At 74.5% G+C, this 23473-nt stretch carries 19 protein-coding genes and 1 pseudogene; 10 read left to right on the forward strand and 10 right to left on the reverse strand.

The window, feature by feature from the left end; all coding sequences use genetic code 11:
* Nucleotides 1-958 precede the first annotated feature (958 nt).
* Nucleotides 959-1729 carry a bestrophin-like domain gene (locus tag ACZ7C5_RS17200; RefSeq protein WP_470322855.1) on the forward strand — a complete coding sequence of 257 codons (771 nt, stop codon included), beginning with the start codon at nucleotides 959-961 and terminating at the stop codon, nucleotides 1727-1729.
* 96 nt (nucleotides 1730-1825) lie between these two features.
* The gene (yidD, locus tag ACZ7C5_RS17205) at nucleotides 1826-2383 is read left to right on the forward strand and encodes a membrane protein insertion efficiency factor YidD (RefSeq protein WP_401084093.1); all 558 of its coding nucleotides are present in this window, start codon (nucleotides 1826-1828) and stop codon (nucleotides 2381-2383) included.
* 75 nt (nucleotides 2384-2458) lie between these two features.
* Here yidD and ACZ7C5_RS17210 read toward each other — a convergent pair whose 3' ends face one another.
* Entirely contained in the window at nucleotides 2459-4813 is a 2355-nt protein-coding gene (locus tag ACZ7C5_RS17210; RefSeq protein WP_401084095.1) for a glycosyl hydrolase family 18 protein, read from the reverse strand.
* Nucleotides 4814-5099: 286 nt separating this feature from the next.
* Here ACZ7C5_RS17210 and ACZ7C5_RS17215 point away from each other — a divergent pair, with 286 nt between their 5' ends.
* Complete coding sequence (locus ACZ7C5_RS17215; RefSeq protein ID WP_401084096.1) at nucleotides 5100-5765, forward strand: class I SAM-dependent methyltransferase; 666 nt, start codon at nucleotides 5100-5102, stop codon at nucleotides 5763-5765.
* Between the two features lie 105 nt (nucleotides 5766-5870).
* A complete protein-coding gene (locus tag ACZ7C5_RS17220; RefSeq protein ID WP_401084098.1) occupies nucleotides 5871-6947 on the forward strand; it encodes a TolB family protein in 1077 nt (358 codons plus the stop codon).
* A 7-nt stretch (nucleotides 6948-6954) separates the two neighbouring features.
* On the opposite strand, the gene ACZ7C5_RS17225 is transcribed toward ACZ7C5_RS17220, so the two are convergent.
* A complete protein-coding gene (locus tag ACZ7C5_RS17225) occupies nucleotides 6955-9252 on the reverse strand; it encodes a type 1 glutamine amidotransferase family protein (RefSeq protein ID WP_401084100.1) in 2298 nt (765 codons plus the stop codon).
* Between the two features lie 329 nt (nucleotides 9253-9581).
* On the opposite strand from ACZ7C5_RS17225, the gene ACZ7C5_RS17230 reads away from it, so the two are divergent.
* Entirely contained in the window at nucleotides 9582-10169 is a 588-nt protein-coding gene (locus ACZ7C5_RS17230; RefSeq protein WP_188296929.1) for a TerD family protein, read from the forward strand.
* Nucleotides 10170-10199: 30 nt separating this feature from the next.
* On the opposite strand, the gene ACZ7C5_RS17235 is transcribed toward ACZ7C5_RS17230, so the two are convergent.
* Nucleotides 10200-11852, reverse strand: a complete 1653-nt coding sequence (locus tag ACZ7C5_RS17235; protein ID WP_401084102.1) for an ABC transporter permease — start codon at nucleotides 11850-11852, stop codon at nucleotides 10200-10202.
* Nucleotides 11849-12775, reverse strand: a complete 927-nt coding sequence (locus ACZ7C5_RS17240; protein ID WP_470322856.1) for an ABC transporter ATP-binding protein — start codon at nucleotides 12773-12775, stop codon at nucleotides 11849-11851. Before ACZ7C5_RS17240 ends, ACZ7C5_RS17235 begins: the two co-directional genes overlap by 4 nt.
* Nucleotides 12776-12872: 97 nt before the next feature.
* Between ACZ7C5_RS17240 and ACZ7C5_RS17245 the strand changes: the two genes are divergently transcribed.
* Nucleotides 12873-13376 carry a GbsR/MarR family transcriptional regulator gene (locus tag ACZ7C5_RS17245; RefSeq protein WP_401084519.1) on the forward strand — a complete coding sequence of 168 codons (504 nt, stop codon included), beginning with the start codon at nucleotides 12873-12875 and terminating at the stop codon, nucleotides 13374-13376.
* Nucleotides 13377-13571: 195 nt separating this feature from the next.
* Here the strand turns inward: ACZ7C5_RS17245 and ACZ7C5_RS17250 are convergent, their stop codons facing one another.
* Complete coding sequence (locus ACZ7C5_RS17250) at nucleotides 13572-15008, reverse strand: lytic transglycosylase domain-containing protein (RefSeq protein ID WP_470322857.1); 1437 nt, start codon at nucleotides 15006-15008, stop codon at nucleotides 13572-13574.
* A 573-nt stretch (nucleotides 15009-15581) separates the two neighbouring features.
* Here ACZ7C5_RS17250 and ACZ7C5_RS17255 point away from each other — a divergent pair.
* Together ACZ7C5_RS17255 and ACZ7C5_RS17260 are read left to right on the forward strand one after the other, a co-directional pair.
* Entirely contained in the window at nucleotides 15582-15965 is a 384-nt protein-coding gene (locus tag ACZ7C5_RS17255; RefSeq protein WP_401084108.1) for a hypothetical protein, read from the forward strand.
* A 17-nt stretch (nucleotides 15966-15982) separates the two neighbouring features.
* Nucleotides 15983-16315, forward strand: a complete 333-nt coding sequence (locus tag ACZ7C5_RS17260; protein WP_401084110.1) for a hypothetical protein — start codon at nucleotides 15983-15985, stop codon at nucleotides 16313-16315.
* 12 nt (nucleotides 16316-16327) lie between these two features.
* Here the strand turns inward: ACZ7C5_RS17260 and ACZ7C5_RS17265 are convergent, their stop codons facing one another.
* The 3 genes from ACZ7C5_RS17265 to ACZ7C5_RS17275 form a co-directional block, all read right to left on the reverse strand.
* Nucleotides 16328-17932 carry an alpha/beta hydrolase gene (locus ACZ7C5_RS17265; RefSeq protein ID WP_401084112.1) on the reverse strand — a complete coding sequence of 535 codons (1605 nt, stop codon included), beginning with the start codon at nucleotides 17930-17932 and terminating at the stop codon, nucleotides 16328-16330.
* A 111-nt stretch (nucleotides 17933-18043) separates the two neighbouring features.
* Entirely contained in the window at nucleotides 18044-18685 is a 642-nt protein-coding gene (locus tag ACZ7C5_RS17270) for an NAD(P)-dependent oxidoreductase (RefSeq protein WP_401084114.1), read from the reverse strand.
* A 45-nt stretch (nucleotides 18686-18730) separates the two neighbouring features.
* Nucleotides 18731-19654, reverse strand: coding sequence for an EamA family transporter (locus ACZ7C5_RS17275; protein ID WP_401084116.1), 924 nt, complete (start codon nucleotides 19652-19654; stop codon nucleotides 18731-18733).
* A 110-nt stretch (nucleotides 19655-19764) separates the two neighbouring features.
* Between ACZ7C5_RS17275 and ACZ7C5_RS17280 the strand changes: the two genes are divergently transcribed.
* The gene (locus ACZ7C5_RS17280) at nucleotides 19765-20262 is read left to right on the forward strand and encodes a MarR family winged helix-turn-helix transcriptional regulator (protein WP_401084118.1); all 498 of its coding nucleotides are present in this window, start codon (nucleotides 19765-19767) and stop codon (nucleotides 20260-20262) included.
* A gap of 171 nt (nucleotides 20263-20433) precedes the next feature.
* On the opposite strand, the gene ACZ7C5_RS17285 is transcribed toward ACZ7C5_RS17280, so the two are convergent.
* Complete coding sequence (locus ACZ7C5_RS17285) at nucleotides 20434-21294, reverse strand: methyltransferase domain-containing protein (RefSeq protein WP_470322858.1); 861 nt, start codon at nucleotides 21292-21294, stop codon at nucleotides 20434-20436.
* 29 nt (nucleotides 21295-21323) lie between these two features.
* Here ACZ7C5_RS17285 and pdxR point away from each other — a divergent pair, with 29 nt between their 5' ends.
* Nucleotides 21324-22826 (forward strand): MocR-like pyridoxine biosynthesis transcription factor PdxR, encoded by a 1503-nt coding sequence (gene pdxR, locus ACZ7C5_RS17290; RefSeq protein ID WP_470322859.1) that lies wholly within the window; start codon nucleotides 21324-21326, stop codon nucleotides 22824-22826.
* A gap of 78 nt (nucleotides 22827-22904) precedes the next feature.
* Here the strand turns inward: pdxR and ACZ7C5_RS17295 are convergent.
* Nucleotides 22905-23473, reverse strand: a pseudogene (locus ACZ7C5_RS17295) (PKD domain-containing protein); the annotation flags it as partial.

Here is a 23473-nt window from a genome sequence, read left to right on the forward strand (position 1 = left end):
GCGACGGGTACGGCGGTGACGACCACGAGGGCGACGGGTACGGCGGCCACGGCGGGCATCACCACCACCATCACCATCACCACCCGCACCCCTGTCCGAGCCCGAGTCCGAAGCCGACCCCCAGTCCGAAGCCGACTCCCAGTCACACGCCCAGCCCGACACCGACCCTCACCCCGACTCCGACGCCCACACTGACTCCCACCCCCACCCTGACGCCGACTCCCACCCCCACGCCGACTCCCACCCCCACGCCGACCCCGACACCTACTCCGACCCCGACGCCCACCGCGTCGCCGACCCCGAGCCCGTCGCCGTCGCCGACCCCCACGCCGTCGCCGACCGCACCGTCCCCCAGTCCGACGCCGGCTCCCACCCCGTCTCCGGCCTCGCCCGCGCCTCCAGCGTCACCCGCACCCTCGGTACCGCCCGCGCCCGCGCCCGCGCCCGCACCGCCCCCGGCACCCGCCCCGGCTCCGGCCGCGCCCGCACCGGCAGCCCCGGCTCCCGCGGCGCCCGCTCCCGCGCCGGCCGTACCCGTCCCGGCCGTACCCGTCCCGGCCCCGGCAACCCCGGCCCCGGCGGCTCCGAGCCCGGCCGCGCCCAGTCCGGCGGCCCCCAGTCCCGCCGCCTCGCCGAGCCCGGCCCGTCCCAGCCCGCTGTGGCCGACCCCGTCGGCGCGGCTGACCTACCGCGTCCCGGCGGCGCAGCCCCTGTCCCAGGCCAAGCCCAGCCGCAGCACCTCGATGACCACCACGCTGCTGGTGATCATGCTGCCCGGCGTGCTCGCGGCGGCGGTCCTGCGTCCGGGCCGTGGCGGAGCGCGCGGCGGTGGCCGCTCCGGCCGGTCCTGATCGACCCCTGACGGTCCGCCGGCCGGGAGCCGGTCGGCGGACCGGGCCGGGGCCGTCCCCCTTGCCTTTCCGTTCCGCCACAAGCCAAGCCAGAGAAGGGAGTTCCCATGTCCGAGCTGGTAGCGTTGATCATCGCCATGGCGTCGGCCTGCGCCGTCGTCCTGGTGGTGGTGCTGCTGAGGCAGCGCCGCGCGACCGCGGAGGAGAACACCGACGAGACCCCGGACGTCATCGAGTACATCACGATGATGATCGGGGTGGTCTACGCGATCGTCCTCGGTCTCGCCATCGCGGGTGTCTGGGAGGCGCGAGGCTCCGCCCAGGACGACCTGTTCAACGAGGCGCAGTCGCTGCGCGAGGTGAGCGACCGGGCGGTGGTCTACCCGGCGGAGTTCCGGGACCAGGTCCGCGCCGATGTGGATGCCTACGTCACATACGTGGTGAACACCGAGTGGTCCTACATGAAGGAGACCGGTTCGATCACCGAGAAGGGTGACCAGCTGCTCCTGAAGCTCAGGAACGACGTGGCCACCCGGTCGCCCGCCTCCGACCTGGAGTCGCAGGGCTACCAGCCGATCATGGACCGGATCAGCCAGGCCTCCGAAGCCCGCAGCGAGCGTGGACAGAACGCCGGGCCGAGCATGCCCGGGGTGGTCTGGCTCGGCCTGATCGGCGGTGCGGTGGTGACTGTCGGCATGCTGTTCGCGCTCCAGATCCGGCGCACGCCGCGGGAGTTGATCCTGGCGCTCTGCTTCAGCGTGCTGATCTCCTTCCTGCTGTTCATCATCTGGGACTTCGACAACCCGTTCTCCCGGAGCGTCTCGGTGACCACCCAGCCGTTCGAGGACCTCTTCCCCTCGCTCGACCTCAGCGGCTGACCGGCCGGCGTGGATCCGGGCAGATGATCCTCGGATAATCTTGCCCGGATCGTCGGGGGTCGGCCCCCGGCGGAGCGAACGAGGGGATCGTCAGCAGTGTCCGACCCGACGCCGGATCTCGGCGCCCACCACCCGCCCGCCCGCCCGGAGCGCGCCTGGTGGTGGCTGCCCGCCGCCGAGCGGCTCCGACGGCGCAAGCAGCGCCGGGCATGGGAGGAGTACCGGAAGCTCTACCGCAAGAAGGAGCACGCCAAGGCCGAGCGGCGCAAGCGCCTGGGCAGGGAGGGGTCGGACTGCTGCGCCGACGGATGCTGCGAGTTCGCCGACCCCTGTCTGATCGCGCTGATCCCCGTGATGATGGTGTCCGGCGTCCGCTTCGCCCTCACCGGGGCGCGGGGGCACCGGGCGGCCGACCCGTCCGCCCCTGCCCCGCGCGGGTTCGCGGCCGGGGTGCTGTACGGGGCGGTGCGCCACTACCGCACCGAGGTCAGCCCCCGCCGTCCGGCCTGCTGCCCGTACACCCCGTCCTGCTCGACGTACGCGGTGCAGGCGCTGCACCGGCACGGCGCGCTGCGCGGGGCCCGGCTGACGGCCGGGCGGCTGCTGCGCTGCCGCCCGGGCGCCGGCGGGACGGACCCGGTGCCGCCGCGCTGAACGGCGGCACCGCAGGCTCGCGGATGGCCCGCGCGGAGTTCCGCGCGGGCCATCGCTCGTTCTCATGACGAGACGTCAGCGCAGGCTGCTGTCCATCGAGTTGAGCATCGTGCCGGAGGCGTCGTCGTTCTCCAGGGAGAAGGCGAACAGCCCGCCCAGGCCCTTGCTCTTGGCGTAGGCCCCGCGCGCCTGGACGGCCTGCGGGGTGTCACCGGTCCAGAAGTTGGTGCCGTCGTAGACCCAGCTGCTCTCGGTGACCGGGTCCCAGTGGGTCTGCGCCGCGGTCGGGTTGAGCTCCTTCCAGGCGGCCAGGCCGGCCTCCTGGCTCAGCGGCTTCTTCGCCGTCGGGCCGGTCGCGCTCTGGTACAGGCCGTAGTTCGAGCCGGCCGGCACGCCGGTCCAGCCGCGCCAGTAGAACGGGATGCCCAGCACGATCTTGTTCGCCGGGAAGCCGCCGGGGATGCCGTACTCGGGCAGGCCGGTGGTGTACGCGGCGACCGTGGTGTCCACGTTGTACTTGCGGGTGCCCGGGGTGATCGGCGTGGTCGGGTCGGCCGGGCTGTCGTGCAGCGGGTCCTGGTGGTTGGTCGGGCCCGTGGCGTCCCACGCGCCGTGCATGTCGTAGGACATCACGTCGGCGAAGTCCAGGTAGTTGCCGATCTTGTCGGTCTCCAGCTGGGCGACCTTGTCCTGGCCGCTGGGCAGCGCCGCGGTCAGCAGGTAGCGCTTGCCCTGGGCGGCGCCGAGGGTGTCCAGCTGGGTGCGGAACTCCTTCAGCAGCAGGGTGAAGTTCTGCTTGTCGGCGGGGGAGTAGTGGTTGCCGGTGTGGCCGCCGGCCGAGCCCGGGTACTCCCAGTCGAGGTCGATGCCGTCGAAGAGGCCCGCCGCCGAGGCCTGACCGCCGGAGGCGTCACCGGCCACGCCGGTCGGCAGGTTCCCCTTGAGGAACATGTCGACGCAGGAGGAGACGAAGGCCTTCCGGGAGGAGTCGGTGGCCGCCGCGTCGGAGAAGTACTTGGAGTACGTCCAGCCGCCGATCGAGATGGTGAAGCGCAGGTTCGGGTACTTGGCCTTCAGCTGGCGCAGCTGGTTGAAGTTGCCCTTGAGCGGCTGCTCCCAGGTGTCGGCGCTGCCGTCCACGCTGGTGCCGGAGTTGTAGTCGGCCTGGTAGTCGGCGTAGGCGTCGCCCGCGCCGTCACCGGCGTTGGGGTTGTTCTCGTTGCCCGAGTCGGAGGCCTTCACCGCCTGGAAGCAGGTGAACTTGGTCGGGTCGATGTTGGCGAACGCGTAGTGGACGACGTCCAGCTTGCCCGCCGCGCCGCTGGTGTCGACGTTCTTCGCGTTGTAGGCGTTCTCGTAGACGCCCCACTGGTCGAAGTAGGCCGAGCGGATCGGCTGCTGGGCGGGGGCGGCCGCGGTCGTGGTGCTCACCGGCGCGGACTGGGCCGAGGCGTGGCTGCCGGAGTAGCCCTGGACGCTGAAGGTGTAGCTCTTGCCCGGCAGCAGCGAGCTGACCGCGACCGAGGTGCCCATCGAGGTGGCGACCAGCTGGCCGTTGGACCACACCTTGTAGGAGACCGGGCCGTCACCGCTGGTCAGCGTGGACGGCTGCCAGGTGAGCACCACCGCGTTGGAGGTGGCCTTGGTGACCGCGAAGCCGGTCGGGGTGGTGACCTTGCCGTCCCCGGCCGGGCCGCTCGCGGTGGCCGTCGGGGTCGGGGTGGTGCTCGTGGGGGTGCCCGTCGGGGTGCCGGTGGCGGTCGGGCTGCCGGTCGCGGTGGGGCTGGTGGTCGCCGTCGGGCTGGCCGTCGCGGTCGGGCTGGCGGTGGGGCTGGCGGTGGCCGTCGGGCTGGCGGTCGAGGTGGGGCCGCCGGGGCCGGTCAGCGTGAGGTCGTCCGCGTAGTACGTGCCGGTGCCGTACCAGCCGTGGGTGAAGACCGAGACGGACGTCGTGGTGGCACCGGTGGTGAAGGTGGTGCTCAGCTGGTTCCAGCCGGTCCCGCCCGGCGTCCAGGCCGAGGCGTTGACACCGGTGCCGGTGGCGCCCAGGTAGACGTAGCTGCCCTGCACCCAGCCGGCCAGGGTGTACGTGGTGTTCGGCTGGACGGCGACGGTCTGCTGGCACTGCGCGGTGTCGCCGGCGGAGGCGGCGCCGCTGAGCGCGCGGCTCCCGCCGTGCACCGGGCTGGTGACGACCGAGCCGTTGGAGCAGGTCCAGCCGGCCAGGGTGCCGGCCTCGAAGTCGCCGTTGGCCAGCAGGTTGACCGGCGCGGCCGAGGCGGAGCCGAAGGTGAGGGCGATGGCGGCACCGCTGGTGGTCAGGGTGGCGGCCAGGGCCAGTGCGGTGGCCCTTCTGCGGTGGGCGGCCCGACGGCCGGCGCGCTCCCCGGCGGGGTGGGCGGGCTGTGCGGGCAGGACACGGTCGTGCATGCGGTGGGTCCTCCGGATGTGTGGGGGGTTCCGGCGGTGCGGTGGCCCGGGTGGGCCGTGGGGAGCCGGCCCGGGCGCGGTGGGGGCGCCGCGGGCTGGTGACGCGTGCTGACGAACGGTGCGCGGACGGGACGGGCCTCCGACCCGTTCACGTCACGACTGAACAGATTGGACTGGACCAATATTCGCCGTCAAGGGTGTCCGCCCGCTGGACCGTTCCCGACCGGGGGCGCCGGGGCCCGGTAGGTTGACCGGTACGAGCAGGCCCGCCGGACGAGGAGGCGCGATGGACAGCCAGGACTGGGACGACCGCTACGCCGCGAGCGAGCTGGTGTGGGGCGCCGAGCCCAACCAGTGGGTGGTCCGCGAACTGACCGGCCGCACCCCAGGCCACGCCCTCGACCTGGCCGCCGGAGAGGGCCGCAACGCCATCTGGCTGGCGGCCCAGGGCTGGGAGGTCACCGGACTGGACTTCTCCGCCGTCGCCCTGGAACGTGCCGAACGGCTCACCTCCGACCTGCCCGACGAGGTCGCCGACCGGCTCACCTGGCGCCACGGCGACGCCCGCGCCGTCGAAGCCCCCGCCGCCGGCTACGACCTCGTCCTGGTCGCCTACCTCCAGATCCCCGCCGCGGACCGCAGGACCGCCCTGCGTCGCGCCGCCGACGCGCTCGCCCCCGGCGGCACCCTGCTGGTCGTCGGGCACGACCTGAGCAACCTCACCGAGGGCGTCGGCGGCCCGCAGGACCCGGCGCTGCTCTTCACCCCGCAGGACGTCCTGGCGGACCTCGCCGACCGCGGGCTGCGCACCGTCCGCGCCGAGCGGGTGCACCGCACGGTCGGCGGCGAGCCCGGGCACCGGGGCGGCGGGGGTGGCACCGGAGGCAAGGGCGGCGAGGACGCCAGGGTCGCGGTGGACGCGCTGGTGCGGCTGGAGCGCGGCGCGGGGTGACGGACCGGCGCCCTCCGCGCGGCGCGGCCACACCTGCCGGACGGCGAGGCCCGATCCACCTGGCGGCGTAAGACAACTGACGTATCGTCAACTAGCTTGTGGGGCATGAGGACTCGTGTGCTCCCGGCGGCGGTGGCCGCCGCCGCGCTGCTGCTGGCCGGATGCAGCGGTTCGGGCTCCGGCTCGGACCCAGGCCCCGGCCCCAGCTCCGGCTCCGCTTCCGCTTCGGGTTCCGGCGATGCGGAACGGCGGTGGCCGACCGGGGAAGGTGCCGAGCGCCGTGCCGACGGCGCGCGGCTGCTCTACCGCGCCGCGGGCGGCCACAGCGCCCAGAATCCGGCCTTCGCCCCGGACGGCCGGTCGGTGCTGCTGACCGAGTTCAGCGGGGGCTACAACCAGGGCGCCGCCGCCCTCAGCGTCCTGCCACTGGACGGCGGCGCGCCGCGCAAGGTGGTGGAGGATCCGGACAAGGCGGCGGTCAACCTTCCCGGCACCAGCTGGAACGCCGCCGCCGACGCCTTCGCCTTCGCCACCGACCGGGAGTCCGAGCACGACGAGGTCTGGCTGATGAAGCCCGGCGGCGCCCCCGAGCGGGTGACCAGGCACGCCGACGACAGCGGCTACAGCGAGCCGAGCTTCTCCCCGGACGGCGAGTGGATCGTCTTCCAGCAGAGCCACGAGCCGGAGCGCGCCGCCGCGGGCGACGCGGCTGGGCGGGACTCGCTCTGGAAGGTCCGCCGCACCGGCGGCACGCCCGTCCCGCTGGTGGACGGCCCGGCCACCGGGACCGACAACCGGCAGCCGAACTGGTCCCCGCGGGGCGACCGGATCGTCTTCCAGCGGCGGACCGCGGGCCGGGAGGACTGGTCGCTGTGGACGGTCGCGGCGGACGGCGGCGGACTGCGGCAGGTCACCGAGGCGCCGGGCGAGCACACCGACCCGAGCTGGTCCCCGGACGGCCGTTTCCTGGTCTTCTCCTCCAACCTCGGCGATCTGCCCAACGCCCAGGTCTTCGTGGTGGAGGCGGGCGGCGGCACGCCCGTCCGGGTGACCCGTGACGACTCCGCCTACGACGGTGCGCCGAGCTGGTCCCCGGACGGGCAGTGGATCGCCTTCGAGTCCGCCCCGGGCGGCGAGACCCACCCCGCCGCCCTCTGGCGGATTCCCGCGCCCGCCGGATAGGGCCCCGTCAGGCGGCCGGGCCGACGGTGATCGTCACCACCGAGTACTGCGCGACGGTCAGCGGCACGCTGACCGTCCCGCCGGTGACGGTGTACGGGACGGCCTTGGGCGTCGGGTCGGTGCCGTCCGGACTGGCGACGGTGACCGCCGTGACGCCCGCCCCCGCCGGGAGGGCGTAGGAGAGCGTGCAGTTGGCGGGTGCGCTGTGGAAGGCCGCCGGGGTGTCGCCGAAGTTGGTGAAGTTCACCAGGTGGACGACGGTGTCGGCGTCGAGCCGCCGGGCGTCCAGGAAGATCCGCCGGTCCCCGGCCAGGGTGACGGCCGGCGGGGCGGACTGCCGGACGGCGGTGAGCAGCTGGTCCGCCGAGGCCTGGTCGGTCTTGGTCAGGTAGCTCAGGCCGGGCAGCGCCTTGACGTACCAGCAGCTGCCGCTGCCGTAGGAGTTCTGTTTGGTGGCGGGCAGCGGGTCGGCCCTGCGCAGGCCGAGCACGTCTGCCAGCGCGAACTCGGTGCGCTGGCCGCCCAGTTCGTCCAGCGCGGTGGGCGCGGGGCCGGTGATCACGATCGTTCCGCCGGCCGAGACGAAGGCGCGCAGCAGCGCCGCCTCGGTGTCCGAGACCGCCTGGAGGTTGGGCAGCAGCAGCACCTTGAAGCGGGCCAGGTCGTCGGCGGTCAGGCCGGGGCTGGGCACCGTGTCGAACGGGACGTGGGCGTAGACCAGTGCCTTCACGGTGCCCCGGAACTCGCCGAGCCAGGAGAGCGAGGCGCAGCTCATCGCCGGGTCGTCGCCGCCCCACCAGTCGGTGATCCCGGCCGGCGCCTTGGCGTTGACGTACATCCCGTTGCCCTCGCCGGGGGCCACGTAGTCCCGGGACGGCGCGGAGTGGTAGACGCCGACCTGGGCGATCGAGGCCGGGTCGTAGAGCTTCGCCTGGTTGAGGCGGACGAAGCGGTACATCCGGGTGCGCATCGGGGCGTCCACGGTGTCGTTCTTGAACGGGGTCTTCACCTCGTACGGGTTGCAGCCCGCCGCGAGCAGCTGGGACATCACCAGTGAGGCGTCGTCGGCCTGCCAGCCGTAGGAGAACGCCCAGGCGGGCTTGGTGCCGCTGGCGGCGCGGGCGTACTTGTACATCGAGATCAGGCAGACCCAGTCGGAGGCGGTGGCGTGGCGCATGCCGTCGTAGTTGCCGAGGATGTCCACCTCCCAGACCTGGCTGACGGCGCCGGGGGCCTGGCGCAGGTAGCCGCCGTCCAGGCCGATCGAGGTGGCGTAGCGGTAGTCCATCGAGACGGTCTCGACGAAGGTGACCAGGTCGGGGTTGACCGAGCGGCCCGCGTCGGCGATGTCCAGCTGGAACCGGAGCAGGTTGCGGTGGCGCCACTCGACGTAGCGGCGGAAGACCGGGTCGGCGAAGTTCGCGGCCTTCGGCAGGGCGAGGCCGGTGTCCGCCTTGAACGCGGCCGCGCCCCAGGTGGAGGCGTCGCACCAGGAGAGCACGCCGTCGAAGTAGATCGGCACGTCCGGCCAGATGCCGTCCACGCCGGTCGCGGCCACGCCCTTGATCCGCTTGAGGTAGTAGTCCCGCCAGGGCGAGTTGGGGCTGAGCCAGACGCTCTCGTCGCCCGGGTCGACCCAGACCACCACGCTGCCGTAGAACACGTTGGGCTTGCCGGCGATGTCGCGCTGGACCCAGTTCTTGCCCTGGTCGTTCTTGTAGAAGGAGCGGCCCTTCTCGCCGCCGGGGGAGATCAGCTCCAGGGAGGGGTAGTACATGACGACCTTGAGGCCGGCGGCGTGGGCCAGGCCGGTGAACATCTTCACCTCGGCCATGTGGGCGGCGAACTGGGCGTCGGTGAGCCAGTCGGAGAGCAGGGTGTCCAGCTCGATGACGCTGACCTCCTGCGCCTTGAGGGCGTCCACGGCGCTCTGCATGTCGGCGGGCTCGTTGAAGGTGCCGTCGGCGATGCGGGCGTAGCGGGTCCAGTCCGGCCAGGCCTGCCCGGCGGTGCCGCGCGGGCCTGCCAGGTGGGAGGAGGGCCACAGACCGCCGTACTGGGAGTTCCCGTACTCGGCGCTGTCGTACTCCACGGCGGGGAACGTGGGCGGTGTCTCGGCCCAGGCGGTGCCGCCGGGCAGCAGCCGGACGGTGGCCAGTGCGCCGCCCGCGCCGAGGCCGGCCCGGAGCAGGCGGCGGCGCCCGAGGCGGGACTCCCCGGGGCGTTGCGGTGCGGCGTGCTGTCCGGCTCTGTCGGGCCTGCCGGTTCCTTCGTGCTGCTCGGTTCCTTCGTGCTGCTCGGGCATGGTGGTCCCCCCAGCGTCAGTGGGCCGGCGCGGGTGGGCGCGGCCCGGGAACGGTCGTGAGCACTGCGATCGGTGCGGAGGCGACGCGCGGTCGCTGCCGGGCGCGGCCCCGGGGCCGACCCTAGACTGTGCGCAGTCCCGGTCGTCCGGTCACGGTCCGCGGCTACGCCAGACGTCGGACCGCCGGTTCCCTCAGTATGCGGACCGTCGTCGGGGTGAGGTCCGGGGGCTTACGGGGTACAGGTGCTCGCAGGACACCGTTGATGATCATAATTTTCTACAGTGCTGTAGATTCGCGGCACGGGCGGTGGCAGAACGAGGAGGGCGCGATGAGCGTTTCGCTGGCCAAGGGGCAGAAGATCAGCCTGGAGAAGCCGGGCGGTGGGCAGCTGAGCCTGGTCCGGATGGGCCTCGGCTGGAAGGCGGCCGAGCGCAAGGGCTTCTTCTCCAAGCTGCTCGCAGCCGGCCGGGAGATCGACCTGGACGCCTCGGCGGTGCTGTTCGCCCAGGGGCGCCCGGTGGACGTGGTCTTCTTCCAGCACCTCAACAGCAACGACGGTTCGGTCCGGCACAGCGGGGACAACCTGGTCGGCGGCTCGGGAGCCGCGACCGACGACGAGTCCATCACCGTCGACCTGACCACCGTCTCGGCGGAGGTCGACCAGATCGTCTTCACCGTCAACTCCTTCACCGGGCAGACCTTCCAGGAGGTCGAGGCAGCCTTCTGTCGGCTCGTGGACGAGACCACCGGCACCGAGCTGGCCCGCTACACGCTCACCGGCGGTGGCCCGTACACCGCCCAGATCATGGCCAAGGTGCAGCGCACGGCGACGGGTTGGCAGATGGCCGCGATCGGCCAGCCGGCCAGTGGGCGGACCTTCCAGGACCTGATGCCGGAGCTGGTCAAGCACCTCTGATCCCGGTCGGGGTGTGCCCGGCGCCGGGCGTCAGTGGACGTCGCGGCGCCGGAACCCGGCCAGGGCCAGCGCGATCAGGGCGGCCGCGACCGCGGTGAGCGCGGCGAGCGGCGTCCAGTCCATCGGGGCCGCCGGGAGCCGGGGCACGTGGCCGTACGGGGAGAGCCGCTCCAGGCCCGCGGGGAGGTCCAGCAGCGGGCCCAGGTAGCCGATCACGAAGGCGTACGCGGGCACCAGCCAGGCCAGCGGCGTCGCCCTGGGCAGCCAGCCGTACACGGCGGCGGCGAAACCCACGGTCACCCACTGGGCGGGCGCGAAGGCCAGCGCCGCGCCGGTCAGCCGCAGGAGCGCGCCCCCGTCGCCGCTGGACAGCGCCCCGGCCAGGCCGTAGCCCGCGCCCGCCGCGAGCAGCACCGCGGTGGAGCCCAGCAGGGCGGCCGTCAGGTGTCCGCCCAGCCAGGCGGACCGCGACACGCCGGTGGCCAGCACCGGCGCGGCCCGTCCCGCGCTCTCCTCGGCGCGCGGGCGCAGCGTCGCCAGCACCGCGTGGACGCCGCCGATCACGGCGACCACCAGCATGGTCAGCGCGGCGTAGGAGTCGGCGAGGGTGGGCCCGCCGAGCCGGGCGAGCGCGTCCCTGATCCGGTCGACGTCCCTGAGCAGCGAGTCGGCGTCGCCGAGCAGTGAGCCGTACATCGCGCCCACCACCAGCAGCGCGGCCGCGAAGCCGCCGAGCAGTCCGCGGTGCAGGCGCAGCGCGAGGCCGAACGCGGTGCCCAGGGCCGCGCTGCCGGTGGCCGGTCCCGGACGGGCGGCGCGCAGGCCGGCGCCGTGGTCCCGGCGGCTGCTCAGCGCGAATCCGGCGGCGCCGGTCGAGGCGGTCAGGGCGAGCGCGGGCAGCAGCGGCCACCAGCGGTCGTCCACGAAGGGGTAGCCGCGCTGGAGCCAGCCGATCGGGGAGGCCCAGGACAGCGCGCCCGACCCGGCGTCCCCGGCGGCGCGCAGGGCGTAGCCGGCGCCGAGCACCGCGAGGGCCAGCCCGGAAGCGGTGCGGGTGTGCGCGGTGAGCTGGACGGTGACGGCGGCCACCGCGGCGAACAGCAGCCCGCCGAGCGCGGTCGCGGCGCCGAACAGCGCGGATCCGGCGGCGGAGAGGCCGGGGACGCCGAGGGCGGGCAGGCCGGCCGCGAGCAGCAGGCCGAGGGCGAGGTCGGCGACGGCGGCGGTGGCCAGGGCGGCGGCGAGCGGGGCGTGCCGGCCGACGGCGGCGGAGCGGACGAGTTCGGCGCGGCCGCTCTCCTCCTCGGCCCTGGTGTGCCGGGTGACGGTCAGGACGCCCATCAGCCCGGCGAGGACGGCCAGCAGGCCGAGCATCCGGTGGCTCAGCATGGCGCCCCACGTGTAGTCGGCCAGGTAGTGGGCCGGGCCGCTCATCGCGAGGAGTGCCGGGTTGTCCGAGCCGTGGGCGATCGAGGCGCGGTCGGCGGCGGTCGGGTAGAGGCTGTGGACGCTGTCGGCGGTGGCCAGGGTGACCAGCCAGAGGCCGAGCACCCAGGCGGACAGCCGGACGCGGTCGCGGAGCAGGGCGAAGCGGAGCAGCGCGGCGGTGCCGGCCAGGGTGCTGCCGGGCGCCGCCCCGCGGGGTGGGGCGGCCGGTCCGGCGGTGGCGGCGGTGGCGGTCATCGCGGGGCCTCGTCCTCGGCGCGGTGCCCGTTGGCGGCGAGTTCGTCGCCGTAGTGGCGCAGCATCAGCTCCTCCAGGGTGGGCGGGTGGCTGGCCAGGCTGCGCAGCCCGGCTTCGCTCAGGGCCCGTACGGCGGCGTCCAGCCGGGTGCCGTCCACGGCGAAGCGGACCCGGTGGCCCTCGGTGCGCAGGTCGTGCACGCCGGGCAGCGCCTCCAGTCCGGTGACCGGGCGGAGGGTCTCGGCCTCGACGGTGGTGCGGGTGAGGTGGCGCAGCTCGCCGAGGGTGCCGCTCTGCACGACCCGGCCGTGCCGGATGATGCTGACCCGGTCGCCCAGCTTCTCCACCTCGTCCAGGAGGTGGCTGGAGAGCAGGACGGTGCGGCCGTCGTGCCTGGCCTGGCGCACGAGGTCCTGGAAGACCACCTCCATCAGCGGGTCGAGGCCGGAGGTCGGTTCGTCGAGGAGGAGCAGCTCGGCGTCGGAGGCGAGGGCGGCGACGATGGCGACCTTCTGCCGGTTGCCCTTGGAGTAGCTGCGGCCCTTCTTGGTCGGGTCGAGGTCGAAGCGCTCGATCAGTTCGTCGCGGCGGCGGCGGTCGGGCCGGCCGCGCAGCCGGGAGAGCAGGTCGATGGCCTCGCCGCCGGTGAGGTCGGGCCAGAGCTCGACGTCACCGGGGACGTAGGCGAGGCGACGGTGCAGCTCGACGGCGTCGTGCCACGGGTCCCTGCCGAGCATCCGGGCGCTGCCGCCGTCGGCGCGCAGCAGGCCGAGCAGGACGCGGAGGGTGGTGGACTTCCCGGCCCCGTTGGGTCCGAGGAAGCCGTGGACCTCGCCGGTCTCGACGGTCAGGTCGAGGCCGTCCAGCGCGGTGGTCCGGTCGAAGGCCTTGCGCAGGCCGGACAGGATGATGGCCTTGGTCATACTTCTGAAGCTAGCGTAAGTTCAGAAAAACGTGAAGATTGGGAAGGCGTTAAAGTTCGAGCAGCGGAAAGCGATCACCGGGAAGGGGTGCAGGGCGGTGCGGCAGACGAAGGGTGCGGGCGACACCGAGGCGGGGCGCGGCGACAGGGCGGTGTCGGACTTCGTCGAGCGCTTCGCCGCGGAGCTGGTGGTCGCGGGCATGGGCCGGATGCCGTCCCGGATCTTCTCCTGCCTGATGGCGGAGGAGAGCGGGGTGCTCACCTCCGCCGAACTCTCCGAACGCCTGCGGATCAGCCCGGCCGCGGTCTCCGGCGCGATGCGCTACCTGATCCAGGTCGGCCTGGTCGCCAAGGAACGCGAGCCCGGCTCCCGGCGCGACCGCTACAGGGTGCTCAACGACGTCTGGTTCGAGTCGCTGACCCGGCGCGACGAGATCATGCTGCGCTGGATCCGGGTGCTGCGCGAGGGCGAGGCCACCGTCGGCGCCGGCACGGTGGCGGGGGAGCGGCTGGCGGAGAGCGCCGCCTTCTTCGAGTTCATGATCGACGAGCTGCACGGCATGCTGGGCCGCTGGCGCGAGCACCGCGCGGCGCGGGCCTAGACGCGGGCGCGGCCCGCCCACCCCCTCCGGCGGGGCAAGGAGCGGCGGGGCATGGCGCCGGTTCGGGCGGGCCGGGAGCCTCCGACTCACTTGCGGGCGTGGGTGGTTCGTTCCGCCTCGTCGAGTGGTTCGCGGACGCCGGGGGCGCGGCTCCCCGGAGAGGAGCCGCGCCCCCGGGTCACTTCGTCGGGTGGGTCACTTCGTCGGAGCCGCCGACGGCGAGAACGCGGCGCTGGGGGTGGTGCTGGGCGCGCCGCTCGGCGTGGTCGTCGCGGTCGGGGCGGGGGTGGGGCAGCCGGGGGCCGCGGTGGGCGTCCCGGTCGGCGTCGCCGTCGGGGACGGGGAGCCCGTCGGGGTGGGCGTGCCGGTGGGCGTGGCGGTCGCCGTCGGGTCCGGGCAGGCCGTGGGCGTACCGGTCGGGGTGCCCGTCGGCGTGCCGGTGGGCGTGCTCGTGGGCGTGCCGGTCGGGGTCGCCGTCGGGGAGGTGCTGCCGCTCGGGGTGGTCGTCGGCGTCGCGGACGGCGAGGTCGAACCGTCGGGCGTGGGCGTGGCGGTGCCGCTCGGGGTGGTGGCCGGAGTGGTCGGGGTGGTCGTCGGCTGGGCGCTCGGCGACGTGTCCGGGGTCGGCGTGGCCGGGACGGTCGGCTGCGGCTCCGTGGCGGGCGTGCTGTCGCCCGAGCCCGTACCGCCGGTGCCGGGACCGCCGACGGGGAGGGCCGGGAGGTACGGCGTGGGCAGCGAGGTGGGCGGGAGCACCGAGCCGGGACGGTTCGGGACGGTGGTCACCGAGCCGCTGCCGAAGTGCGCCATCCAGTTGCGCACCGTCCGCAGGTACTCGCCCGAGTTGTTGTAGCTGAGCACCGCCCGGTCGAGCTGTGCCGGGTCGGTGAGGTCGCGGCCGCCGGCGCACAGGTAGCGGCCGGCGGTCTCGGTGGCGTCGAAGACGTTGTTCGGGTCGGCCTTGCCGTCGCCGTTGGCGTCCACGCCCCAGGAGGCCCAGGTGGAGGGGATGAACTGCATCGGCCCGACGGCACGGTCCCAGCGGGCGTCGCCGTCGTAGCGGCCGCCGTCGGTGTCGGGTATCGCGGCGAAGCCGTTGCCGTCCAGCGCCGGGCCGAGGATCGGCGTCAGGGTGGTGCCCGCGGCGTCCACCTGGCCGCCGTTGGCCTGGCCGGACTCGACCTGGCCGATCGCGGCCAGCAGCTGCCAGGGCAGGTGGCAGCCCGGCGAGCGCTGTGCCAGCGCGGCCTCGGCCTGGAGGTAGGCGGCGAACACGGTGGCGGGCAGGGAGGCGCCGGTGGCCGCGAACGGGCCGGCCGAGGGCAGGCCGGGCAGCGCGCCGGGAGGCTGCGGGAGCTGGACGGTGCCACCGCCGTCGGCGGGAACGCCGGTGCCGAAGGTGCCGGGGGTGCCAGGCGCTGGGTCGGTGCCGGGCAGGGCCCGGCCGACACCCTGGCCGGCGGTGCCGTTCACCGGACCGACGTCGGCGACCGCGACCGGGGCGAGCCCGATGCCCGTCACCTGAGAGCCGGTCAGTGCGGCCAGTGCGGCGAAGGCCGCCGCCGTGCCGGTGACCCGCTTGCCGATCCGGAGCTTCCGTCCGCCCTTGGCCTCGTTGATCCGCGCCGTCATCCGCTACCCCTCCCCGTCGCCGTCCGGACCCTTCCGGAACGGTTGATCTGTCGTCATCGTGCCCGTCCATACCGGGCGGGCCCCACCACCGTGACGATTAGTATCACGACGATCTGACAGGGACAGGGTGACCGGAAGGCGGACCGGAGCCCTCCGAGGGGTTAACTCGGCACTTCAGTGGGGGTGCGGCGGGGTGCGGGGCCACCCCCGGGCATCGGCCGCCCGCTCCTCGCTCCCCGCTGTCCGGGCGCAACGTCCATTCCCGTACGGACAGTTGGCCGGGAGACCAACAGCAGGGGGTGGGCGCTCCCCGGCGCCGGACCGGCGGTTCGGAGCGCGGGGGTGGTGCGTGCGCGGCGTTTCGGGCCCCCCGGCGCCGCCCGCCGGCCGCCCGTCTGACCTGGCGGAACGTCGGACGCCCGGCGCGGCGTTCTCTACCAGGACGGGCCCAGGGACGCCAGGGGGCGGCCCCGAGTCGGCCCTGGACGGGTGACGTTCTGGTGAAAATGGGCATGCCAGGAATCGCCGCCCGGCATGCTGTGCCGCGTGATGATGCGGATGGAGGTCCAGACCGTGAGCCCGAACCTGCCGGAGACCCTCGCCGAGGGGGCGGTCGTCCTGCCGGCGCCCCCTCGGGTGGTGGACGACCTGGCCCGTGACCTGACCCAGGCCGCCGCCGCCGTCCGGGCGGTGTCGCGCACCTGTCGCTCCGGTGGGGACGTCGCGGTCGCCGCGTACACCGCCGTGGTGTGCACCGGCCGTTCGGCCGCCAGCGCCCTGGAGGAGGCCGCCGCCTGGTGCCGGCAGGCCCCCGACGCCGAGGTGCACTCGCTGGCCTGGGCGCGGGTGCCGGGACACCGGGAGGACGTCCACGAGTACCGCGTCACCATGGCCGTGAGCTTTCCCGACGGCGAGACCGGCGAGCACGCCGGCGACACCCACCGCGCCCTTCGCTGAGGTCGTATCATCGCCCCATGGCTGAGGGGGGTACGAACGAGATGGCGAAGGACCCGGACGACGGACCGGACGGCGCGGTGGCAGGGACGGTGACGGAGCCGGCGACGGGGGACGGGGCCGACGGCCCGCGGGAACTTCCGCGGGCCGCCGCCGTGGCGGTCACCGTGCTCGCGGCGGTGTGCGGCGCCGCGGTGCTGCTGGCGGTGTTCGAATGGCTCGGGTGGTCGGCCCCGGGGATCGGCTGGATCGTCGCCAAGGCCGGGATCAAGCTCGCCGTCGGCGGATTCGCCGGACTGGCGGTCGGCTTCGCCTGGCTCCGGTCCAGAATGCGGGCGCGGAGCGGGAGTTGACCGCCGCGCCGGTCAACCGGACTGCGGCGACGGGCAGACGAGATCGCGCTTGGGCGCGGTGTCCTCCAGCAGGTAGCGCTCGACCACCCCGGTCACACAGGAGTTGGGCCCGGGGTACTGGCCGTGGTCGCCGTTGCCGGTGACGGTGACCAGCCTGGAACCGCGCAGCGCACGGTGGGCGCCGAGCGCGGCCTCGTAGTAGGTCGCCGGGTCGTGCACCGAGTTGAGCATCAGCGTGGCCGGCAGGTGGGCGCCGGTCACCTTGACCTCGGGCGCCGGGGCGACCGGCCAGGACGCGCAGACCGCGCCGAAGGCGAGCGTCCGGGCACCGGCCAGCGGCCCGCGGGCGGTGCTCTCGGCGCCGCGCTCGATCCAGGTGTCCAGGTCCCTGGTCCACGGGGTGTCGTTGCAGGTCACCGCGAAGAACTCGGCGAGGAACTCCGGGCCGAGGTAGCGGGTGAAGAGCTGCGCCGTCGCGGCCCTGGTCGCCGGGTCGGCGCTCTGCCAGGTGTCCAGGGTGGCCAGGACCCCGGCCAGGGCGGGGAAGTCGGAGGCCTGGTAGAGCGCCGAGACGGCGATGTTGTCCAGCTGGTTCGGGCCGATCGTCACCGCGCCCTCGACGATGGGGGAGTCGTGCAGGGCCGCGCGCCGCCGCTCCCAGTGCGCCTGGACCTGCTCCGGCGTCGAGCCCCAGTGGTAGGTGGCGTCCCGGGCCGCGAGCCAGGGCACGAAGTCCTCGTCGAAGCGGCGCTGGAAGCTCGCCGGCTGGCCCAGCTCGAACGTCTCCCAGGTGCCGTCGAAGCCGATGTTGCTGTCCAGCACCATCCGCTCGACCCGGTGCGGGAAGAGCGTCCCGTAGTAGGCGCCGATCATCGAGGCGTAGGACGGGCCGTAGTAGCTGAGCTTGCGCTCGCCGAGCAGGCCGCGGAAGAGGTCGATGTCGTGGGCGGTCTGCTCGGTGGTCAGGTAGGGGATCAGGTCGCCGCTTCGCTCCTGGCAACTGGCCGCCAGCTTCCTGGAGTTGGCGATGACCCGGTCGATCGCGGCCGGGGACCGGTCGCGGAAGTCGCCGGCCAGGAACTCCTGGAACTCCTCCTGGGTCTGGCAGACCGCCCTGGTGCTCTCGCCGACCCCGCGCTGGTCGAAGCCGACGATGTCGTACGCGGCGGCGACCGCCGGGGCGTGGGCGACCAGGTTGACCGGGCGCAGCAGGCCGGTGCCGCCGGGGCCGCCGGCCGCCATCAGCAGGGTGCCCTTGCGCCCGGCCTGGTCGGTGGCGCGGTGCCGGGAGACGGCGATGGTCAGGTCGGCCCCGACGCCGGGGTGGTGCCAGTCGCGCGGGGCGGTCATGGTGGCGCAGTCCAGGGCGGGCTGCCGGGCGCAGGGCTGCCAGTCCAGGGTCTGGCGGGTGTAGCGGGCGGGTGCCCGGTCCGCGTCGCCCGGGTCGGAGCCGGTGGCGGCGCCCGCGGTGGTGGGCGCCGCCAGGCCGGCCAGCACCGCGGCGGCGAGGGCCAGCGCGGCGCGCCGGGTGCGGGGCGCGCGCCCGGCCGCGGAAGCCGGGGCGTGCGGGGCCGCGGGGTGCTGTGCGGCGGGGTGCTGGACTGCGGTCGTGGTCACGGGAACGATCCTGTCCGAGCCCGGCATGACGATCGATCATCCCCACTGCCGTCTTCGGGGTGGTGCTGGATACACCCCCGCGGGGGCGGGGGCTCCAGTCACCCCGGCCGCTCAGTACGCGGCGGTGAAGCGGGCCCGACGGTGGGCGGGCCGCTCGGTCTCGTCGAGGAGTGCGACGGCGAGATCCTCCATGGAGATCGCCGAGTCGCCCCCGGCGTCGACCAGCAGCTCGTCGCCGCCGGTCCGGAACCGGCCGGTGCGCACGCCGGGCTCCAGTTGCGCGGCCGGGCTCAGGTACGTCCAGTCGACGTCCGCGGGCGCGGCGCGGTAGAGGTCGAGCTGCTCACCGCAGGCCAGGGCGATCGCCCGGATCCCGTCGGGGAAGCCGGGGCTGTCGACGAGGGCCATCCCGCCGCCGCCGGGAACGAGCAGGCTGCCCGCGCCGCCGACTGCCAGCAGCCGGATGCCGGTGCCCGCGATCCCGGTCAGCAGGCCCTTGGTGGCGATGGCCAGTTCGTGCTCGCTGCCGGGCACCGGACGGGTGGCGGTGATCACCGCGTCCTGTCCGGCCGCGATCCGGGCGACGTCCTCGGGGTGGCGGGCGTCGCCGACGGCCAGGGCGGCGGCGGACGGCAGGCCGTGCGGCTTGGCCGGGTCCCGTACGACGGCGGTGACCTGGTGGCCGCGGGACAGGGCCTCGGCCACGACCCGGCTGCCGACGTTGCCGGTGGCGCCGAACACGGTGATGCGCATGGGGTACTCCTCGAAGACGGTGGCGACGGTGGTGGTGGGACGGGATCAGGCGGGTTCGCGGACGGACCGCGGGGTGGCCGCTGGTTCGGCGTCGGCTGCCGGCCGCGCCGAGTGGCTCGGCCGTCGGATCTGGGCGGCGATCAGCGAGCCGAGCACGACCAGTGCGCCGAGCGCCTGGAGCGGGCTGAGGTCCTGGCCGAGTGCCAGCCAGCCGAGCAGGGTGGCGACCACCGGACTGAGCAGGGAGAGGAAGGAGACCGAGGTCGGCGGCAGCTCGCGCAGTCCGCGGAACCAGAGCACGTAGGTGACGGCCGCGCCGATCAGGCAGAGGTAGGTGTAGCCGAGCACGTTGGCGAGCGTGTAGTGGGAGGGCGGCGCGCCCTCGGAGAGCAGGGTGACCGGCACCAGCAGCAGTCCGCCGGCGGTGAGTTGCCAGCCGGTGGTGGCGAGCATCGGCGCGGGGGAGACCCAGCGCTTGGAGAGGACGATGCCGGCGGCCATCACCACGGCGCCGCCGAGTGCGGCGGCCACCCCGATCGCGTCCAGCCGGGCGCCGGCCCGCAGCACCAGCAGGCTGACGCCGGTGACGCCCGCGATGCCGGACAGCACGGTGCGCAGGGTGAGCCGGTCGCCGAGGACCAGGGCCGAGAGCCCGGCGGTGACCAGCGGCTGGACCGCGCCGACGGTGGCCGCGATGCCGCCGGGCAGGCGGTAGGCGGCGATGAACAGCAGGGCCTGGAACACGCCGATGTTGAGCGCGCCGAGGACCAGTGAGCGCCACCACCAACTGCCCTGCGGCAGACGGCGAGTGACGGCGATCAGCAGCAGCCCGGCGGGCAGGCAGCGGATGACGGCGGCGAGCAGCGGGCGGCCGGGCGGCAGCAGCTCGGTGGTGACGAGGTAGGTCGTGCCCCAGACCGCGGGGGCGAGGGCCGTCACCAGGATGAGGGCGAGGCGATTTCTTAGCACTAAGGCAATGTATCTCAGCGCTAAGGCATTCTTCGCCGCGTGGGGCAGGTGACGTGGCTCACAGTTACCTCATCGCTAAGGAATTCGGCCGGGATCGCTACCCTGAACCCGTGGCAGATCACGTGGACCGCGTCGTTGCGCAGTGGGGCGCCGAGCGCCCCGACCTGGACGTCTCCCCGATGGAGGTGTTCGGCCGGCTCAAACGCCTCTACCGCCTGGTGGACGCGGCGCTCAACCGCACCTTCGCCGACCACGGACTGGACGCGGCGTCCTTCGACGTCCTCGCCACCCTCAAGCGCAGCGGCCCGCCCTACCGGCTCACCCCGACCGGCCTGATGCAGTCCGCGATGGTGACCTCGGGCGCCATCACCCAGCGGCTGGACCGGCTGGAGGCCCGCGGCCTGGTCACCCGCACCCGCAGCGACCAGGACGGCCGCAGCCGCGAGGTGGCCCTCACCCCCGAGGGCCACGCCCTGATCGACCGCGCGCTGCCCGACCACCTCGCCACCGAGTACCGGATGCTGGCGGGCCTCGACGAGGCGCAGAAGGGCGCGCTCGTCGAGGTGATGCGCAGCCTGCTGGCCGACCTCGAGGACGGCCCGGAGTAGCGCCGGCCGTCGGGTCGGCGGCGGCCCGGCGGTCGGCAGCGGCCCCCGGGCGCGGTCGTGACCCCCGTCCGCGACCCCGCCCGGTGCGCTGCTCCGGCCTGTGGCGCTGCTCCGGCCTGTGGCGCTGCTCCGGCCGGTGTCAGGGACGGCCGGTGCCAGGGCCGGCCCGTCCTACGGGTTGACCGCCACCGCCTTGAAGAAGGTGTAGTGGAACGTCCCGCCCGGCCCGGCCGCGCGGCGCAGCTCCGCGAGGCCCAGGTCGAACGCCTCTGGGCTGGTCAGCCCGGCGGCCAGCGCCTCCGCCCGGACGGCCTCGACCATGGCGACGAAGGTCCGCAGGGTGAAGCCCTCCACCAGGGCCGGGCGGGAACCGTCGGCGTAGACGGTGCGCGGACGGACCGTCACCTCGGCGAACCCGGCCGCCGTCAGCAGCGGGTGGAGCCGGCGTCCGAGCAGGCCGTCACCGCCCGCCCGGGCCTGGAGCCGGACCAGCAGGTCGACGGTCCGGCGGGCGGCCCGGCTCTCCGGGTGGAAGAACGCCGAGCCGTGGTCGCCCTCGATGACCGTGATCGTCCCGCCCGGCCGCAGCACCCGGCGCAGCGCCGCCAGCCCGGCCACCGGGTCGGGCAGGTGCTCCAGCACGAAGCACACGAAGACGTGGTCGAACGAGCCCTCCGGGAAGGGAAGTTCGTGCAGGTCCCCGTGGTGCCAGGTGACGTCGGCGGCCGGCGCCTGGGCCGACACCCGGGCGCGGGCCTGCGCCAGCGACTCCGCCGAGAGGTCCGCCGCCGTCAGCCGCACGCCCGGGCTGGCGGCCAGCAGGTGCACGGTCTGCGCCCCCACCCCGCAGCCCGCCTCCAGCACCAGGCTGCCGGCCGGGTAGGCGGTGCCCGCGTGCAGCAGGTCGGCGAGGGTGTCGGCCTGGTCGCCGAGGCGCAGCGCCTCGGTGTCCGAGTAGCCGTGGACGTAGCCGTGGTGGCCGCTCCGGCGCACCGGCGCTTCTTCTGTCGGGACAGTCGTATCCGTGGTCATGGCCCCACCCTCGCCGCCACTATGGTCCGGTGAACAGGTCCAAAGCCGAGGCATCCGACCGGTCCAAAGAGACCGGCGCCGACTTCCTCCAGCTCGACACCAGCGGCGTCCCGCGGGGCGGCCTCACCGCGTGGCTCGCCCGCCGGCTGCGCGAGGCCGTCGCCGACGGGCGGCTCCCGGCCGGCACCCGGCTGCCCGCCGGCCGGGAGCTGGCGGCCGAACTCGGCGTCTCCCGCGGGGTGGTGACCGACGCCTACCGGCGCCTCGCGGAGGAGGGGCAGGTGGCCGGGAGCGGCCGGGGCGGCACGGTCGTGGTCGCGGCCCCGGCCGTGGCGGAGGAGGCACCCGTGGCGCGGCCGCCCCGCCCGGCGCCCGCGCTGTTCCGGGACGACCCCGGCCCCGAGGTCTTCGACCTGCTGCGCGGCACCCCCGCCAGGATCGACCTGACGCCCGGCGTGCCCGACCTCGCGGCCTTCCCCCGCGCCGCCTGGCTGCGCGCCGAGCGCGCCGTGCTGGACGGCCTCGCCGCGGCCGACCTCGGCTACGGCGACGTCCGCGGCACCCCGGCCCTGCGGACGGCGGTCGCCCACTGGCTGGCCCGCAACCGGGGCATCCGCGCCGACCCGGACGAGGTGCTGATCGTCGCCGGTACCGCCCAGGCCCTCGCGCTGCTCGGCCGCGCCCTCGGCCGGACGGGCGTCACCGAGGTCGCGGTCGAGGACCCGGGCTCGCTCGGCGCTCGGCAGCACCTCGCCCACTGGCTCGCCGCGACCCCGCCCGTCCCGGTCGACGCCGAGGGCGTCCGGGTCGACGCGCTGCGCGCCACCGGCGCCCCGGCCGTCCTGCTCACGCCCGCCCACCAGTACCCGACCGGCGTGGTCCTCGGCGGCGACCGGAGGCGCGAACTGCTGCGCTGGGCGGGCGAGGGCGGCCTGGTCATCGAGGACGACTACGACGCCGAGCACCGCTACGACCGCCCGCCCGTCCCGGCCCTGCGGGCCGTCCTGCCGGACCGGGTCTGCTACGCGGGCAGCATCTCCAAGCTGCTCGCCCCCGCGCTGCGCACCGGCTGGCTGCTGGTCCCGGCCCGGCTGCGGGACGCCGTCCTGGACGCCAAGCGCTTCGCCGACCTCGGCAATCCGGTGCTGCCCCAGCTGGTGCTCGCCCGGCTGATGGAATCCGGCGAACTCGACCGCCACCTGCGGCTGCTGCGCCGCCGCCACCGGCGCCGTCGGGACGCCATGATCGCCGCCATCCGCACCCACCTGCCGGGCGCCGTCGTGCACGGCGCGGCGGCCGGCCTCCATCTGATGCTGACCCTTCCGGAGGAACTCGGGTGCGCGGACACCGAGTTGGCCGCCGCCGCACTGGCCGCGGGGGTCAAGGTGCAGCCGCTGTCCTGGCACGCCCGGCTGCCGTACCCGTCCGGTCTTGTCCTCGGCTACGCGGCGGGTTCGGCGGCCGAGATCGCGGAGGGCGTCGCCGTCCTGGGACGGCTGGCCGGCCTGGCGCCCAGGAGGCCCGGTTCGTGACGGACGGGCCCGGCACAACGGCGCCGCCGTGCCGCCCGGAGAACGGGCGGCACGGCGGCGATCGGTGCGGTGCGGGGGTCAGGCCGCGAAGTAGCCGTTCAGGTCGGCGATCACGTGGGCGTCACCCCAGTTGTTGAAGATCGTCACCCGGCCGTCCACCACCGGGACGACGACCAGGTTGGCCCTGGTCCGTCCGGCGGTGAAGTTGAGGTTCGACACGCCCGGGCGGGCGGTGCCGTGCGGGTAGACGATCAGGTGGCTGTCCGCCGTCGGCCCGGTGACCGTGACGTTCAGGACCACGGCGGTCACGCCGGTGGACGGCACGCCCTGGAGCGCGGTCACCGGCACGCTGACGATGCCGCCGCCGCCCACCGCCCCGGCACGGGCGCCGGCACCGCTGCGGGTGTCCAGCAGCCGGACCGGGGTGGTCGGCGAGAAGACCGAACCGGAGTCCCCGTAGTAGCCGGTGACGTCGGCGATCAGGTCGACGGAGCCCGCGTTGTTGCGCAGGTCGACCTTCCCGTTGACCACCGGGACCGTCACCAGGTTGGCGACGATCTGGCCGGCCTCGAAGTTGAGGTTGGAGACGTCCGGGCGGGCCTGGCCGTCGGGGTAGACGGTGACGTGGCCGGGCTGGGTCGGGTTGA

Source organism: Kitasatospora sp. NPDC036993 (assembly GCF_055607525.1).